This is a genomic window from Pseudomonas sp. YJ42 (genome assembly GCF_047225135.1).
Classification (GTDB): Bacteria; Pseudomonadota; Gammaproteobacteria; order Pseudomonadales; family Pseudomonadaceae; genus Stutzerimonas; species Stutzerimonas stutzeri_E.
On the sequence record NZ_CP178378.1, the window covers coordinates 1192176 to 1209095 of the forward strand.

The window sequence follows — 16920 nt, forward strand, 5'->3', positions numbered from 1 at the left end:
GCATGAAAAAACTAAAAAACTTTTTGCCATCCGCCAGCTCTTCGGCTACATTAGCGCGCCTCGACGGACATCAAACTCCGTCGAGATCCGGTGAGGTGTCCGAGCGGTTGAAGGAGCACGCCTGGAAAGTGTGTATACGAGAAATCGTATCGTGGGTTCGAATCCCACCCTCACCGCCAGATCGAACACAAAGCCCCGATGATCGGGGCTTTGTCGTTTCTGTCTCCAGGAATACCACTCCAGAGCACACCATATAGATGCTTGGCCTTGCGTACCGCAGCCTTGGCTAGCAGAACGCGCTGCCCTTGATTCCGTTACCACTCGGATGTTCCGATTCCACACGCCGCAAATGCCGCCTTGGATGACAACGTTTCCATTCGCTCCATCATTTGATTGAGGGCGATCACGGCACTGCCGATTGTCCACCCGCCCGGTTCCGCTGTGGGGCCTCTCTGACGAGCGGTACAGGAAGCCAGGATTATCCGTGGACAAACATCACACCGGCCCAAGCGCCAGCAAATCAGGCGCGTCGCCAGAAGCCGAGCCTTCCACAGCGCCTGAATCTAAATCCAGAATGATTCGGGACGGGCATCGAGTCGTCCCAGCGAGAAGTTCTCGGCGCGACGAAGCAGATCACCAGGAAAACGCAGCTCCGTCTGAGAGAGGCGTCCTCTATCCACGCCTTCGCTTTTCCTGGTCCGTATATTGCTTGGATTAACCTGACATTTAGGTCAGTAGAAGGACTTAGGCCAGAGCACGTCTGGAAAGCGGACCAGACCTCTGTGTCTCGGCCAATGCATATCCCGCTGCGTCGTTTCGATGAAAGGCGCAGCTGTAACCCGCAAGACGCAACGGCCATTCAAACCGACAGCGTTCACGCGTAGACCCATTAAAAGGCCGCTACCATGTTCAAGCACAAGAAAGTCAGGCAGGCCACCATGATCTTGTTCGCCACAGCGGTCATTCTGATCCTGCCCAATCTGACTCGCCTTATCAGTTGATCGCCAGAAACAGACGACATAGGAACGCTTATGTATCGCGCATCCCTGCTATTGATGGCTTTAGCCACAGCGGCGGTCGGCGGCGAGGTCAATCAGCCCAACGCCCTGGCGGCACTGCAGCGCGCCGACAGCGTCCTGATTGACGTTCGAACCGCGCAGGAATACGCCGAAGGTGCGCTCCCTGGCGCAACGCGAATCGAGACCCAAGAGCTTGCCGAGCGCATCGCCAGTGTCGCACCCGACAAAGACGCCCCGGTCGTTCTCTACTGCCGCAGCGGTCGTCGATCATCCGCGGCGCAAGATCTGCTTCGTGAACTGGGCTACAGTCAGGTCATCAATGCCGGCGGTTACCAGGACTTGAAAGCAGTCGTGCCGCCGCGCTGACGTCGCCGCATCGCTTCCACGATTACTGCACCGCTCCACCGCACCATCCCATCCATACGCCTTCTCTTCGTTTATCGCGGAACTAATGCGCAGCAGTGGCTACTGAAAAAGGAGCCACTGCTCAGCGCCTGGTCGCGCATATTTGGAGGATTCGAACTGATGAATTGGGATGTGATGCTGAACGAAAGGCTTTGGATCAACATCGCCATAATCGCTGGCGTCACGATTGTCAGCTACCTCATTCTGCAGGCAGTTCTGCGGATCATTACCAACCGCCTGCGAAAGATGAGCAAAGGATCCAAGAGCGGCTTCGTCACCATTGCGGCGGAAATGCTCAGCCGCACCAGCCATTTGCTGCTGATCGCTCTTTCGCTGTTGATCGCATTGAAGGTTGTCGAACTGCCAGATCGCTGGGAGTCGGCGATGTCCCATGGTTGGTTCATCGCCCTCGCCTTTCAGATTGCATTGTGGATGGATACCGCCGTTCGTCTATGGATGGAAAGCCTGACTCGCGACGGCAAAGCGCGAAACCCGGTTACCACGACGATCATCGGCATCATGATCCGCATCGTCATTTGGACCATGATGCTGCTGTCGATACTGGCCAACCTGGGCGTGGACATCACCGCCATGGTCGCCAGCCTTGGCGTTGGCGGTATCGCCATCGCCCTGGCGGTCCAGACGCTGCTCAGCGACATCTTCGCGTCCCTGTCCATCGGGGTGGACAAGCCCTTCGAGATCGGCGATTTCGTCGTGTTTGGCAGCGTTGCCGGCAACATCGAACACATCGGTCTGAAGACCACACGCATCCGCGCGCTGAGCGGCGAGCAGATCGTCTGCGCCAACGCAGATCTCCTCAAGCAGATCCTGCACAACTACAAGCGCATGAACACACGGCGCATCGTCTTCAAGTTCGGCATTACTTACAACACGCCGTCGGACAAGGTTCGTGAGGTTTCCGCATTGGTGAGGCGAATCATCGACGGGCTGGACAACGCCAAGTTCGACCGTGCGCATTTCCTTGCCTTCGACGACAGCCAGCTCACGTTCGAAGTTGTCTACATCATGCAGGTGTCCGACTACAACGCATACATGGACACCCAGCAGGAAATCAATCTGCAGTTGCTCGACGGCATCCGCGAGATGGGTGTGCAATTCGCCTTCCCGACCCGCAGTGTCGAGTTCATCGGCGGCAGCTTCCCGGAGCTGACGGTTGCCGGTGTCCCGAAGGAAAAACCGGCCGCCAACCAGGAAGCCGAACGCGCGCTTCCGAACGCCTGAGGAAAACGACGAGGCCAGCGCAGTGGCCGGCCTCGTCGCTCAACTCAGCGCAGACGCATCTGCTTGTGGGTTTCGATCAACTGCGGCACCACACCCGGATCGGCCAGCGTCGAAATATCACCCAGGGCGTCATACTCATCGGTGGCGATCTTGCGCAGGATACGCCGCATGATCTTGCCCGAACGCGTCTTCGGTAAGCCCGGCGCCCATTGGATCACGTCCGGCACGGCGATCGGCCCGATCTCCTTGCGTACCCACTGCTGCAGCTCCTGGCGCAACTGATCGGACGGTTCCTCGCCCGCCAGCAGCGTCACGTAGACGTAGATTCCTTGGCCCTTGAGAGGATGCGGCACACCCACCACCGCCGCTTCGGCCACCTTGCGGTGCGCCACCATGGCGCTTTCGATTTCCGCCGTGCCCATGCGGTGGCCGGAAACGTTCAGTACGTCGTCCACCCGACCGGTGATCCAGTAGTAGCCATCCTCGTCCCGGCGGGCGCCGTCACCGGTGAAATACATGCCGCGGAAGGTCTTGAAATAGGTATCGACGAAGCGATCGTGGTCGCGATAGATGCTGCGCATCTGCCCCGGCCAGGAATCGAGGATGACCAGATTGCCCTCGGTGGCGCCTTCCAGCAGGTTACCGAGATTGTCCACCAGGCCGGGCACCACGCCGAAGAATGGCCGCGTCGCGGAACCCGGTTTCAACGCGGTGGCACCGGGCAATGGGCTGATGAGAATGCCACCCGTCTCGGTCTGCCACCAGGTGTCGACGATTGGACAACGTGATTTGCCAACCGTCTCGTAATACCAGTGCCAGGCCTCGGGATTGATCGGCTCGCCCACTGAACCGAGCAGGCGCAGGCTCGACCCGTCAGCGCCTTCCATTGCCGCACTCCCCTCGGCCATCATCGAGCGGATCGCCGTGGGCGCGGTATAAAGGATATTCACCTTGTGCTTGTCGACGATCTGACCGACCCGCTTGACGTCCGGATAATTGGGTACGCCTTCGAACATCAGCGTGGTCGCGCCGTTGGCCAACGGTCCGTAGATGATGTAGCTGTGCCCGGTAATCCAACCGACGTCGGCGGTACACCAGTAAATCTCACCAGGCCGATAGTCGAAGACTCGTTCATGGGTCAGGGCCGCATAGAGCAGATAACCGCCCGTGGTGTGCATCACGCCCTTGGGTTTGCCGGTGGAGCCGGAGGTGTAAAGGATGAACAGTGGCTCCTCGGCGCCCATTTCTTTCGGCGCGCACACATCGCCGGCCACTCGCATCAGATCGTCGTACCAGATATCACGATGCGAGTGCCATCTGATGTCGCCACCTGTGCGGCGCACCACGATGATTTTCTGTACGCAACTGGTTTGCGGGTTGGTCAGCGCTTCGTCGACGTTGGACTTCAGCGGAATCTTCTTTCCGCCGCGCAACCCTTCATCGGCAGTGATCACCACTTTCGAACTGCCATCGATTATTCGGCCGGCCAGGGCCTCGGGCGAGAAACCACCGAACACCACCGAATGAATCGCGCCGATGCGTGCACACGCCAGCATCGCCACCGCAACCTCCGGGATCATCGGCATGTAGATCGTGACCACGTCACCCCGATGTACGTCCTGCCCACGCAACGCATTGGCGAACTTGCTCACTTCGTGATGCAGCTCGCGATAAGTAATGTGGCGGTGCTCGGACGGATCGTCTCCTTCCCAGATGATCGCGACCTCGTCACCCCGCGTTTCGAGGTGACGGTCCAGGCAGTTGGCCGAAACGTTCAGCGTGCCATCGGCAAACCAGCGAATATCAACGTGGTGATCGTCGAAGGAGGTCTGCTTGACCCGCGTAAAAGGCTTGATCCAGTCAATGCGCTCTGCTTGCTCGCGCCAGAAGCCGTCAGGGTTGACCACCGACTGTTGATACAGGGCTTTATAGGCGGCCTCATCGGTCAGCGACCGAGCCGCAACTTCCGGTTTCACGGGATACAGGGACGCAGCACTCATGGGCAAACTCCTCACTCGTTGGTCTTGTTATCGTTTCGACTAAGCGTGCTTCACAGACGAACCATACAAATCAAACCAAGCGCCTGGAAGACTTCACGTTCGAGCTATACGGGGTCGAAGCGTTCCGCTGGCGTTAGCCGTCGAAAAAAAGCGTTGTTCTCCGTAGAGCATAGACGCTTCGACCAAGGCGTACTTCCTCTCCCCTTTGTGGTCATAGAGATGCCAGGGCCGAGCCTGCCATGTCGGTATTCGAGGATGTCAGATCCAGCGAACGTATTCTTCCGTGTCACGAAACGCATCAGGGAAAGCATTGCCTTCTACCCGGTGCTGATTCCCGCCTTATACGTCGTCGTCGCCGTTGTGGTATGGGCATTCGAGTCGACTCCGCTCGCTACAGCCTTGCGCGACGATCTGGCGCCAGGACTGGTAGATGCCGATAACAGCCGTGAAATTCTCGGAACACTGATCACAGGTGTCATCTCCCTTACCGTGTTCAGCTTCTCCATGGTGATGGTTGTGCTCAACGGCGCAGCGTCCCGCCTGTCACCACGCGTGCTGCCTGGCCTGATCAGCGACACGCGCAATCAGGTGATTCTCGGAATCTACCTGGGCAGCATCGTCTATTTCCTGCTGATGATCGGCACCCTGAACAAGAACGAACCGGCCAGCGTTCCAACGCTTGCTCTGCCGTTGGCGCTGCTGTTCGGCATGCTATGCATGGCGTTGTTCGTTGCGTTCATTCGCTCAGTGTCACAGTCGATCCAAGTCGACTGGATCGTCAGCCAGCTCTACAGCGAAGCTTCAACCAACCTGAACAAGCGCAGGCAGCGGATCGCTGACGTCACCGGGATCCCGGACGCAACCGACTGGTGGTGCCTGCCTGCCGCTCGGCCAGGGTACCTGCGCGAAGTGAATGAACGCCAACTGGGGAAGATACTGCGCAAGTACGACTCGTTGGCCGTGATCCAGGTAGAGCCAGGATTCTTCCTCGTCGACGGTCATCCGTTGATCAAGTTCAGCGAGCCACTGAGCGAAGACGATGCAGCCGACGTACTGGATTGCTTCGATTTCCATGACAAGGAATTCGCCAGCGCCAACGTTTCCTACGGCATGCGCCAGATCTCGGAAATAGCGGTAAAGGCCATCAGCCCAGCCATCAACGACCCCGGCACAGCGATGCGGGCAGTCAATCTGATCGGCGTACTGCTGAAAAGGCTCAGCGGCATGCCGCCTTACGACATCGGCTGCGTCGACAACAGGCGACCCCGCCTCTTCTACCCGCAACCGGATATCCAGCGCATGCTGCAGAACGTGATAGCGCCGATCCGCATCTATGCCGGCCATGATCCGCAAGTACTGATCACGCTGCTGCGATGCCTGAAGAATGCCTTGCACGGCGCCCCGAACGAGGCGCACCTCGACGCCCTATATGAGGAAATTCAGGCCCTGCGCGACGAGGCCGACGCAAAAGTCGATAACCCGCGCGACCGCCGCGCCGTCAACGAAGAACTCGAGCGGCTGGCGCAAATCCAGGGCCAGTGGGAGCCACGTCCTAAGGCAAAGCCCCTGCCGTTAAGGTGACAACCTGTACTCGCTACGGGAAAACGCTTTTTTCTATCCTGTAGGAGCCCCGACCCGGGGCGAAGCTTTTGGCTTTTGGGCGGGCAGAACGCCCGCATTCGCCGCGGGGGCGCGCCTCCTACAAAAGCAGCGCGGGTAGTGCTTTAGCATTTCTGCGCGGTTCGCACCAAAGCGCCCGCAGCTACGGGAAAACGCTTTTTTCTATCCTGTAGGAGCCCCGACCCGGGGCGAAGCTTTTGGCTTTTGGGCGGGCAGAACGCCCGCATTCGCCGCGGGGGCGCGCCTCCTACAAAAGCGCGCGGGTAGTGCTTTAGCATTTCTGCGCGGTTCGCAGCAAAGCGCCCGCAGCTACGGGAAAACGCCTTTTTCTGTCCTGTAGGAGCCGCGACCCGGGGCGAAGCTTTTGGCTTTTGGGCGGGCAGAACGCCCGCATTCGCCGCGGGGCGCGCCTCCTACAAAAGCAGCGCGGGTAGTGCTTTAGCATTTCTGCGCGGTTCGCACCAAAGCGCCCGCAGCTACGGGAAAACGCTTTTTTCTGTCCTGTAGGAGCCCCGACCCGGGGCGAAGCTTTTGGCTTTTGGGCGGGCAGAACGCCCGCATTCGCCGCGGGGGCGCGCCTCCTACAAAGCAGCGCGGGTAGTGCTTTGGCATTTCTGCGCGGTTCGCACCAAAGCGCCCGCAGCTACGGGAAAACGCTTTTTTCTGTCCTGTAGGAGCCCCGACCCGGGGCGAAGCTTTTGGCTTTTGGGCGGGCAGAACGCCCGCATTCGCCGCGGGGGCGCGCCTCCTACAAAAGCAGCGCGGGTAGTGCTTTGGCATTTCTGCGCGGTTCGCACCAAAGCGCCCGCAGCTACGGGAAAACGCCTTTTTCTGTCCTGTAGAAGCCCCGACCCGGGGCGAAGCTTTTGGCTTTTGGGCGGGCAGAACTCCCGCATTCGCCGCGGGGGCGCGCCTCCTACAAAAGCAGCGCGGGTAGTGCTTTAGCATTTCTGCGCGGTTCGCAGCAAAGCGCCCGCAGCTACGGGAAAACGCTTTTTTCTATCCTGTAGGAGCCCCGACCCGGGGCGAAGCTTTTGGCTTTTGGGCGGGCAGAACGCCCGCATTCGCCGCGAGGGCGCGCCTCCTACAAAAGCAGCGCGGGTAGTGTTTTAGCATTTCTGCGCGGTTCGCAGCAAAGCGCCCGCAGCACGTGCTGGGGCGCGTAGTGGTCGAATCTACTGCGCTTGGTTCGCCGCTTCGGCGGCCTGGATCAGGTCGGGACCGATTTGCGCTTCGAACTTCTTCCAGGCCGGACGCACAGCATCACGCCAGGCGTTGCGCTGCTCTTCGGTCAACACCAGGATCTCGCTCTTGCCGGTATCGATGATGTTCTGCTTAGCCTTCTCGTTCAGCGCCTCGGCCTGGCGATTCACCTCAGCCGTGACCTCTTCGATGATCTGTTCGAGCTCGGTCCGCACCGGTGCCGGCAAGCCATTCCAGAACTGCGTATTGGTGATGAGCAGGTAGTTACCGACGCCATGGTTGGACTCGGTCATGTACTTCTGCACTTCGTAATACTTCTGGCTATAGATGTTGGACCAGGGATTGTCCTGTGCATTGACCACGCCGGTTTGTAGACCCTGGTAGATTTCGGCGAACGACATCTTGCGCGGCACAGCGCGCAGTGCGGTGTACTGAGCGGCCTGCAAATCCGACGGCTGCACGCGGAATTTCAGCCCGCGCGCATCGGCAGGCTCACGTAGCGGCTTGTTGGCGGTGAACTGACGCATGCCGTTGAGCCAGTAGGCCAACCCGGTGATGCCTTTGTCTTCCATGGACTTGAGCATCGCCTTGCCCTTGTCCGACTGCTGAAAGCGTTGCGCCGCCGCCACGTCATCGAAAAGGAACATCAGGTCGAACAGTTGCAGCTGTTTGGTGTACTGCTCCAGCTTCGACGGCGCGGGTGCAAGCAGCTGGACTTCGTTGAGCAGCAGCGCTTCCATTTCCTTGCCGTCGCCGTAAAGCGAGGAGTTGGGATACACCTGTACCTCGACCTGGTCGGGAAGGCGCTCTTCGACCAGCTTCTTGAACATCAAGGCACCCTGCCCCTTGGGTGTACTGTCAGCGGTGATGTGTGAAAACTTGATCAGAATCGGATCGGCCGCCTGAGCCGCGAATACGCTGAACAAGGCCGAAGCGGCGAGCAGATGAGTGATACCACGGGTAAGTCGTGCCATGGAGAAGCTCCGTTTTGTAGTTGTGTGAGCCATGTAGCTGACCTGACTCTAGCCGGCGCCGTTTCTCGCTGATATTCATATTTGAGCAAGCAAGGCTTCGCAGTTGACGAAGACCTTGACGAAGCCATGCGGCGCGCAGCCTGTTTTCACCGACTGCCTTCGCGAGCGGTGAGGTGCTCCAGCAATTGTCGCGCCGTTACGGAGAGGCTTTCGAGATTGCGCACACCGATCTTCAGTTCGCGTCTTGCCCAGGGATCGGTCAGCGGGATGATGGCGACATCCAGCGCCGGCAAATAATTGCGCACCACCTGTTCAGGCAGCACGCCAATGCCCATACCCGTGTGAATCATCCGGCAGATCGCCTCGAAGCTGCGCACCTGAATCCGCAGCCTTAAGGGCATGCCCATCTGTTGGGCCGACTGATGCAGCAATACATGCAAGGAGGCGTCTTGCTGCAAGCCGATGAAATCGAAACCGGCGGCATCGCGCAGGGCGATGCTCTTCAGCGTCGCCAAGGGGTGCTCCCGCGGAGTGACCAGCACAAGCGTATCCTCGCGATAACCGAACACTTGCAGATCCTCGGCCGCCATGTGCCCCGCGAAGACGCCGATATCGGTCAAACCTTCCCGCAGGGCGCGCAGCGTATCGTTGCTGACACGCTCCTCCAGATCGATCTTCACTTCCGGATGCAGGCGCGCGAAGGCGCTCAGGTCTTCAGGCAGGAACTCGATCACCGCCGATGTGTTGGCATGAATGCGCACATGCCCCTTCACGCCTTGGCTGAACTCGCTAAGGTCGGCATCCATCTGCTGTAAGCCGTCGAGCAAATTGCGCGCATGATGCAGCAGCGCATGACCGGCTGGCGTCAGTTCGACGCCTTTGGGTTGGCGATACAACAGACTGACGCCGAGCTGGCCTTCCAGGTCGCTGATACGCTTGCTGACAGCCGCGAGGGCCAAGTGCTCGCGCTCGGCGGCACGGGTCAAGCTGCGCTCATCAGCAACAGCAACGAAGAGGCGCAGGGTAACGAAATCGACACGCCGCATGGTTGACTCCCGTATTCGCAGCTGACGAAGCGACCACCATAAACCCGCGCGTCCAGAAAGGCATCCGCGGGTTGTCTTCGTGGTTGACGAAACCATCCTTGGTTATTCAGCAATTGTCCGCCGCGCGGCGCTCGGTCATCCTCCGTACATGAATCGACCTGGCACAGGTGTTGTGATGAACGAACAGAATGAAACCAGCTTGCCGTTGCAAGGCCTCAAGGTCATCGAGATGGGCCAGCTGATCGCCGGTCCCTTCGCCAGCAAGATGCTCGGCGAATTTGGCGCCGAGGTAATCAAGATCGAGCCGCCACAGGTCGGTGACCCGCTGCGCAAATGGCGCAAACTCAAGGACGGCACCTCGCTTTGGTGGCATGTGCAGTCACGCAACAAGCAGTCCGTGACGCTCGATCTGAAAGCGCCCGAAGGCCAGCAGATCGTCCGCCAGCTGGTCGCCGAAGCCGACGTGCTGGTGGAAAACTTTCGTCCTGGCACGCTCGAGGCCTGGGGCCTGGGCTGGGACGAACTGTCGAAGCTCAACCCGCGCCTGATCATGTTGCGCATCTCCGGCTACGGCCAGACCGGCCCTTATCGCGACCTACCCGGCTTCGGCGTGATCGGCGAGGCCATGGGCGGATTGCGCCACCTCTCCGGCTATCCGGGCCAACCACCGGTACGGGTGGGCGTGAGCATCGGGGACTCGCTGTCGTCACTGTATGGCGTCATTGGTGTCCTGTTGGCATTGCAAGAGCGCAACCGCAGCGGCAAGGGCCAGGAAATCGATGTCGCCCTATATGAATCGGTTTTCGCCATGATGGAAAGCCTGGTGCCTGAGTATGACGCCTTCGGCTATGTGCGCGAGCCCGCCGGCAGCGCCCTCCCCGGCATCACCCCGTCCAATTCCTATCTGTGCAATGACGGCGCCTACGTACTGATCGCCGGCAATGGCGACAGTATCTACAAGCGCTTGATGACCCTGATGGGGCGCCAGGATCTGGCCGAGGATTCACGTTTGGCACATAACGACGGCCGCTCTGAGCACGCCGAACTGATCGACGCCGCGATCGGCGAGTGGACCGCACAGCACAGCCGCGACGAAGTGATCGAGGCATTGAAAGAAGCGCGCGTTCCGGCCGGCTATCCCTACACCGCGGCCGACATCGTCAAGGACCCGCACTACCTGGCGCGGCAGATGATCGAACAGGTAGAAACGTTCGCCGGGCCGCTCAGGGTCCCAGGCGTGCTACCCAAACTCAGCCGCACTCCCGGTCGCATCGGAACTGGCGGCCCCCAACTGGGCGAACACACCGAGGATGTACTGGCCGGCCTCGGCCTCACCGACGAGCAACGCCAAGGGCTGCGCGAAAGAGGAGTCATCTGAGCATTCCAGCCGCTGCGCACAACGCTTTTGGTTTTTTGTGGGAGCCCCAACCTCGGGGGCGAAGCTTTTAACTCTTCTGTGGGAGCCCCGACCCGGGGCGAAGCTTTTGTTTAAACGGGCAGTACGCCCGCATTCGGCGCGAGGTCGCGCCTCCTACAACAGCAGTGCGAGATGCTTTGGCTCTTCCATGAAACCGAAAACCTTGCAGCGAAGCTTCTGGCTCTTCTGTGGGAGCCCCGACCCGGGGCGAAGCTTTTGCTTAAACGGGCAGTACGCCCGCATTCGGCGCGAGGTCGCGCCTCCTACAACAGCAGTGCGAGTAATGCTTTGGCTCTTCCGTGGAACCGAAAACCTTGCAACGAAGCTTCTGGCTCTTCTGTGGGAGCCCCGACCTGGGGCGAAGCTTGTGCTTAAACGGGCAGTACGCTCGCATTCGGCGCGAGGTCGCGCCTCCTGCAGCAGCAGTGCAAGGAGTGACTTGGCCTCCCTATAGATGACCCGCACTGGAGCAAGTTTTCCGGCTTCCTGTGGGAGGCCCGACCCGGGACGAAGCTTTTGCATTTCCTGTGGAAGGCCCGCCCCCGGGACGAAGCTTTTGGCTCTTGGGTGGGTAGGAAACCCGCATTCACCGCGGGGCGCGCCGTCCGCTAAAAAGCAGCAATGCGAGTGGGACCTTGGCTCTGTGGTGGGAACAGCTCTGGGCCTTTTCCATGTGGGAGGCCCGACCTCGGGGCGAAGCTTTTGGGCTTTTACGAAGGCCTTCACGAACAACAACGCAGCGGCCGCCATCGAATGGAGATATCCATGACAAAACGCCTCTACATTCAAGACGTCGCGACCCGCGATGGCTTCCAAATCGAACCCAACTTCATCCCCACCGAAGACAAGATCGCCCTGATCGATCGCCTCTCCGAAACCGGGCTGGCAAAAATCGAAGTCACCTCCTTTACCTCGCCCAAGGCCATTCCGAACCTGCGCGACGCTGAAGAGGTGATGCGCGGCATTCGTCGAGTATCAGATGTCGAATACACCGTACTGGTCCCCAACGTCAGGGGCTGCGAGCGCGCCCTCGCCTGCGAGGTAGACGAGATCAACCTGGTGATGTCCGCGAGCGACACCCATGGCATGGCCAACCTTCGGATGACTCCCGAGCAATCACTGGTGCAGTTCCGCGAGATCATCGAGGCTACTCGAGGCAGCGGCGTGTTCATCAACGCCTCGCTATCGACCACCTTCGGCTGCCCATTCGAAGGTGAAATCCCCGAACCACGCGTGTATGAACTGGTGCAACGCCTGCTGGATATCGGCGTTCAAGGCGTCACCCTTTGCGACACCACCGGCATGGCGGACCCGGCGCAGGTCGAGCGCATCTGCCGCGAAGCGGTGAGGCAATGGCCCGAGGCGGTGTTCACCGCGCACTTCCACAACACCCGGGGCATGGGCCTGGCCAATGCATTGGCCGCACTGAACGCCGGCATCGACCGCTTCGACGCCTCCCTCGGTGGCCTCGGCGGTTGCCCCTACGCACCCGGCGCCAGCGGCAACATCTGCACCGAGGACCTGGTGCACATGTTTCAACGCATGGGCTTGAATACTGGCGTCAAGCTGGACCGGCTACTGCACTGTGCCGCCAGCTTGCCGGAACTGGTCGGGCATGAAGTGCCAGGTGCGGTGCTCAAAGCCGGTAAAGCCGACCGTCGCTATCCGAAGCCGAAGTGGATGGACGAGCCAGACAAATAGGCCGATCGACGGCGAAGTTGTAGCATGCGTAAACGTATTAGGGCTTACGAATGAACAACCTCGATGTGCGCTGGCAGCAACGCCTGCATAACTTTAGTAGGGCTCTGCGGCAACTCGACGAAGCAATGGAACTGATGCAACAGCGCGACCTGTCGAAGCTGGAAAAACAGGGCGTTATCCAAGGCTTCGAATACTGCTACGAGCTTGGCTGGAACACCCTGACGGATTTCCTCATCTGGCAAGGAATCGACGGCATCGTGGGCTCGCGTGACACCATCAGAGAAGCGTTTAGCAAGGGACTGATCGAAGATGGCCACGCCTGGATGCACATGCTGACAGACCGTAACCGGACCTCTTACACGTATAACGAGGAAACGGCCGAAGCCATCTTGAGCAATATCCGAATGAAGCATCATTCGCTGCTAAAAGCGCTTGAGCGAACCATGCGCAGCCGAGCCGAGCCAGCCCCATGATTCTAGAAGATACGGGGCTTTCCCAAAGCGATGTCCAATCGGTCCAAGAAGCGCTACGGCAGTTTCCCAACGTTAGCGAAGCGATCCTCTACGGCTCACGCGCAAAAGGAAACTACCGCCCTGGTTCGGATATCGATTTGACCCTCATCGGCGATGGACTCTCACACCAGGACCTACTCGATATCGAGTTGGCGATCGATGACCTGCTTCTGCCTTACAAGGTGGACCTGTCCCTGCATTACCAAATAGACAATTCCCAGCTGGTCGACCACATCGCCAGAGTCGGGAAAAAGTTCTATAAGGCAACGGATTAAAGCATCCCCTCGAACCAGCGCTTCGCCTGAGGGTTGCTGTTGGAAACCTGTCCCGCAGCGAATGCAGACCAGCCCGCCAACAAACCAAAGCCTTGCCCGGAGGTCGTGCCTAAAGCCCGATCAGCCCACCGCTAGTCCACTGTAGGAGCCGCGCCCCCGCGGCGAATGCGCACCTCTGCCCACCCAAGAACCAAAAGCTTCGCCCCGAGGTCGGGCCTCCCACAGAATCAAAAGCCCAAAAGCTCAAAGCAAACCGAAGCCCCCACCACCCGCAGTGACCTGCTTTTTTTGTAGGAGCCGCGCCCCCGCGGCAAATGCGCACCTCCTGCCCACCCAAGAGCCAAAAGCTTCGCCCCGAGGTCGGGCCTCCCACAGAATCAAAAGCCCAAAAGCCCAAAAGCCCAAAGCTCAAAGCTCAAAAGCCAAAGCAAACCGAAGCGCCCACCACCCGCAGTGACCTGCTTTTTTTGTAGGAGCCGCGCCCCCGCGGCGAATGCGGGCGGCAGCCCGCCAACCGAAACCACTACTCGGTCGGCCCTACCCTTCGCTGCTGGTAGATTAAATCGACAATCTCACCCTCAGGCACATACCCGCTCACCACCTCGCGCAGCAGTACCCGAACCTGCGGGTAATCATCCTGCTCCACCGCCTTGAGCAGTTTGGCCAGCACACTGCGCAGCACATCCCAGGTGAAGTACTCCTCATCGGCCCGCATGATCATCGGGTGCTCGGTGGGGCTCACGTTGTCGCCGATAAGCAGCTCTTCGTACAGCTTTTCCCCCGGACGCAAGCCCGTGAACTCGACGGCAATGTCCCCGTGCGGGCACTTCTCCGAGCGCACGCTCAAGCCAGACAGGTGGATCAGCTTTTCGGCCAGTTCGGCAATGCGCACCGGCTGCCCCATATCCAGCACGAACACGTCACCGCCCTGCCCCATGGACCCAGCCTGAATAACAAGCTGCGCGGCCTCCGGGATGGTCATGAAGTAACGGGTGATCTTCGGATGGGTCACCGTAACCGGTCCACCGCTACGGATCTGCTGATAAAAGCGCGGAATGACCGACCCCGACGAACCCAGCACATTGCCGAACCGCACCATGGTAAAGCGCGTCTTGTTGACGTGATGCACCGCTCCATCCGCATCGAACAGCACCGGTGCCGTCTCGCGGCTCAGCGCCTGCAAGATCATCTCGGCCACCCGCTTGGTACTGCCCATCACGTTGGTGGGCCGCACCGCCTTATCGGTGGAGATCAGCACGAAGTTCGCCACACCCGCCTGCACCGCCGCCTGGGCCGTGTTCATGGTGCCCAGCACATTATTCAGCACACCTTCGGCAACGTTGTGCTCCACCATGGGCACATGCTTGTAGGCCGCCGCGTGGTAGATCGTCTCCACCTGCCAGGTGCGCATCACATCCAACAGACGATCCGGATTGCGAATCGACCCCAGGATAGGCACCAGCTTGATCGGCAGCGAAGCCCGCTCGATTGCCCGCTCCAGCTCGATGTGAATGCTGTAGAGGTTGAACTCGCTGTGCTCGAACAGCAGCAACGCTTTTGGCTTGTTCGAAAGGATTTGACGGCACAGCTCCGAGCCAATCGAACCGCCCGCGCCGGTCACCATGACCACCTTGCCACGAATGCACTTCTCGAACAGCGCCTGCTGCGGTGGCACGGCATCACGCCCGAGCAGATCCGCGATATCGACCTCCTGGATGTCCTCGACCTTCACCCGTCCACTGGCCAAATCCATGAAGCCCGGCACGCTGCGTACGTGCAGCGGATAATGCTCGAGCATCTCCAACACCTCACGCCGCCGGGCGCGCGAGGCTGACGGAATGGCCAGCAGAATCTCATCGGCCCCCGTCTCATCGATCATCTGCTGGATATGCCTGGGCGAATACACCCGCAGTCCAGCAATGCTCCGGTTGTAGAGGTTGGGGTCATCGTCGATGAACGCGACCGGCCGCATGCCTCGCCCCAGGCGCAACGCCGCTACCAATTGATTCCCCGCAGCGCCGGCCCCGTATACCGCTACCTTCGGCAAGCTCGCGTCACGGCCCCTGAACTTGGTCAGCGAATCCGGGGAGAACCAGTCCCCCATGAAATACTGGCGCATCAGCAGGCGCAACCCGCCGATCAGGAACAGGCTCAGCCACCAATAGTTGAACACCATCGAACGCGGAATGACCTTGGGTGCATCGGTGCGCCAGTACACCGCCAGGGAAAGCAGCAACGCCGAGAGCGTCACGGCCTTGGCGATCGCCATCAGCGCGTCATTACCGAAATAGCGCATCACGGCGCGGTACATGCCGAACCGGATAAAGAACGGAATGGCAATCAGCGGTGCTACTGCGAACAGCCAGGCATGGCCACCGAGCGGATCGACAAAATTAGCCTCACCAAGACGAACGAAAAACGCCAGCCAAAGCGCCGCCCAGACCAGTACCACGTCTGTCGATACTTGAATCAAACGCTTGTAGCGCCTGGGTAATCGCACCAGTCGCGCACGAAGTTTTTCAGCCAATCTCAACACAAAGCTACCCTTCCCAGAGCCAGAATACCGGCCGCTTCGGCTATGCAGTCCATTTATTCATTCAACTGACCCAACGCTAGACAACACAGGTTAGAAAACAGCCGACGTTAGCGTTTCACAACCCGGTCCCCCGCGCCCTTGCCCGCTACGGTCATAAAGATGTATTTGAAGTAATCGAGCAGCGTCAGGCTACGTATCATCTTCTGATCCGTTTCGGCCAGCAAAGCCGGCGTGGACATATCGATTTCACTCACCTGCGCCAGCCCGGTAATCCCGGGGCGCACATCGAACACGCCACGCTTGGCACGCTCCTCAGTCAATTCTTCCTGGTTGAACAACCCTGGCCGCGGCCCTACCAGGCTCATATCGCCCTTCAGCACATTCCATAACTGGGGCAACTCATCCAGTTTCGTCTTGCGCAGAAAATGACCAAACCGAGTGATGGACGCACTGCTAGCCAGATGCGTTGCAACCGATGCCGTATCCACCCTCATGGTGCGGAACTTGACCAGCGTAAACGGCTTTTGATGGCGACCGACACGCACTTGGCGAAAGATTGGCGCGCCCGTATCGAACAGCCCGATGAGCGTCAGCACAAGTAACACCGGGAAGCCAACCACCAGGCCCAGCAGCGAAAATACAAAATCGAAAAATCGAATCACGGGCTCACCCGGTAATAGATCAATTGGATCGCTCGAAGCAACGCCTGAGCCCTTCTTGCACCGTATAAGGCGGTTTCCAGTCCAGCAGCTCGCAGGTCTTGCTGATATCCACCTGCAACGAACCGAGCAGCCGTTGAGCCATCGCTTTTTTGCCCAGCAAGGTAGCACCAAGCTGGAGCATGCCAGCCGGTACTGAACTGGGTCGTGGGGGTTCACCATCGCCTGCCTCATGCCACGCAACAACTCGGTGGCGATAGCCCCGCCTCACCCCGCCAATGTGGTTAATGAGGAAACCGTTCGAACATTCC

Annotated in this window: 12 protein-coding genes, 1 tRNA gene and 1 pseudogene; 8 read left to right on the forward strand and 6 right to left on the reverse strand. The window is 59.5% G+C overall.

The features are described 5' to 3' along the window. Window positions 1–89 precede the first annotated feature (89 nt). The 3 genes from ACL0K2_RS05195 to ACL0K2_RS05205 all read left to right on the forward strand — a co-directional run bounded on the left by ACL0K2_RS05195 (window position 90) and on the right by ACL0K2_RS05205 (window position 2666). A tRNA-Ser gene (locus ACL0K2_RS05195) sits at window positions 90–179 on the forward strand. 852 nt (window positions 180–1031) lie between these two features. Then, window positions 1032–1385, forward strand: a complete 354-nt coding sequence (locus ACL0K2_RS05200) for a rhodanese-like domain-containing protein (protein WP_413043947.1) — start codon at window positions 1032–1034, stop codon at window positions 1383–1385. Between the two features lie 159 nt (window positions 1386–1544). Next, window positions 1545–2666, forward strand: a complete 1122-nt coding sequence (locus ACL0K2_RS05205) for a mechanosensitive ion channel family protein (protein WP_045162562.1) — start codon at window positions 1545–1547, stop codon at window positions 2664–2666. 44 nt (window positions 2667–2710) lie between these two features. On the opposite strand, the gene acs is transcribed toward ACL0K2_RS05205, so the two are convergent. Further along, on the reverse strand, window positions 2711–4666 hold the full coding sequence (gene acs, locus ACL0K2_RS05210) for an acetate--CoA ligase (RefSeq protein ID WP_045162563.1): 1956 nt from the start codon (window positions 4664–4666) through the stop codon (window positions 2711–2713). A gap of 255 nt (window positions 4667–4921) precedes the next feature. On the opposite strand from acs, the gene ACL0K2_RS05215 reads away from it, so the two are divergent. Next, the gene (locus ACL0K2_RS05215) at window positions 4922–6247 is read left to right on the forward strand and encodes a DUF2254 domain-containing protein (RefSeq protein WP_413043948.1); all 1326 of its coding nucleotides are present in this window, start codon (window positions 4922–4924) and stop codon (window positions 6245–6247) included. Window positions 6248–7461: 1214 nt separating this feature from the next. On the opposite strand, the gene ACL0K2_RS05220 is transcribed toward ACL0K2_RS05215, so the two are convergent. Together ACL0K2_RS05220 and ACL0K2_RS05225 are read right to left on the reverse strand one after the other, a co-directional pair. Then, window positions 7462–8463 carry a TRAP transporter substrate-binding protein gene (locus ACL0K2_RS05220; protein WP_239611928.1) on the reverse strand — a complete coding sequence of 334 codons (1002 nt, stop codon included), beginning with the start codon at window positions 8461–8463 and terminating at the stop codon, window positions 7462–7464. Between the two features lie 146 nt (window positions 8464–8609). Beyond that, window positions 8610–9509 carry a LysR family transcriptional regulator gene (locus tag ACL0K2_RS05225; protein WP_239611927.1) on the reverse strand — a complete coding sequence of 300 codons (900 nt, stop codon included), beginning with the start codon at window positions 9507–9509 and terminating at the stop codon, window positions 8610–8612. A gap of 175 nt (window positions 9510–9684) precedes the next feature. Between ACL0K2_RS05225 and ACL0K2_RS05230 the strand changes: the two genes are divergently transcribed. The 4 genes from ACL0K2_RS05230 to ACL0K2_RS05245 all read left to right on the forward strand — a co-directional run bounded on the left by ACL0K2_RS05230 (window position 9685) and on the right by ACL0K2_RS05245 (window position 13414). Further along, window positions 9685–10887 carry a CaiB/BaiF CoA transferase family protein gene (locus ACL0K2_RS05230; protein WP_413043949.1) on the forward strand — a complete coding sequence of 401 codons (1203 nt, stop codon included), beginning with the start codon at window positions 9685–9687 and terminating at the stop codon, window positions 10885–10887. Between the two features lie 804 nt (window positions 10888–11691). After that, on the forward strand, window positions 11692–12627 hold the full coding sequence (locus ACL0K2_RS05235) for a hydroxymethylglutaryl-CoA lyase (RefSeq protein ID WP_413043950.1): 936 nt from the start codon (window positions 11692–11694) through the stop codon (window positions 12625–12627). 50 nt (window positions 12628–12677) lie between these two features. Next, window positions 12678–13100, forward strand: coding sequence for a nucleotidyltransferase substrate binding protein (locus ACL0K2_RS05240; RefSeq protein WP_413043951.1), 423 nt, complete (start codon window positions 12678–12680; stop codon window positions 13098–13100). Further along, on the forward strand, window positions 13097–13414 hold the full coding sequence (locus ACL0K2_RS05245; RefSeq protein WP_413043952.1) for a nucleotidyltransferase domain-containing protein: 318 nt from the start codon (window positions 13097–13099) through the stop codon (window positions 13412–13414). The genes ACL0K2_RS05240 and ACL0K2_RS05245 overlap by 4 nt, the downstream gene beginning before the upstream one ends. Before the next feature lie 523 nt (window positions 13415–13937). Here ACL0K2_RS05245 and ACL0K2_RS05250 read toward each other — a convergent pair. The 3 genes and pseudogenes from ACL0K2_RS05250 to ACL0K2_RS05260 all read right to left on the reverse strand — a co-directional run. After that, complete coding sequence (locus tag ACL0K2_RS05250; protein WP_155397654.1) at window positions 13938–15941, reverse strand: polysaccharide biosynthesis protein; 2004 nt, start codon at window positions 15939–15941, stop codon at window positions 13938–13940. A gap of 116 nt (window positions 15942–16057) precedes the next feature. Then, on the reverse strand, window positions 16058–16612 hold the full coding sequence (locus ACL0K2_RS05255) for a sugar transferase (protein ID WP_045162949.1): 555 nt from the start codon (window positions 16610–16612) through the stop codon (window positions 16058–16060). Between the two features lie 19 nt (window positions 16613–16631). Further along, window positions 16632–16861: pseudogene (locus ACL0K2_RS05260) on the reverse strand (hypothetical protein); the annotation flags it as partial. Window positions 16862–16920: the final 59 nt, after the last annotated feature.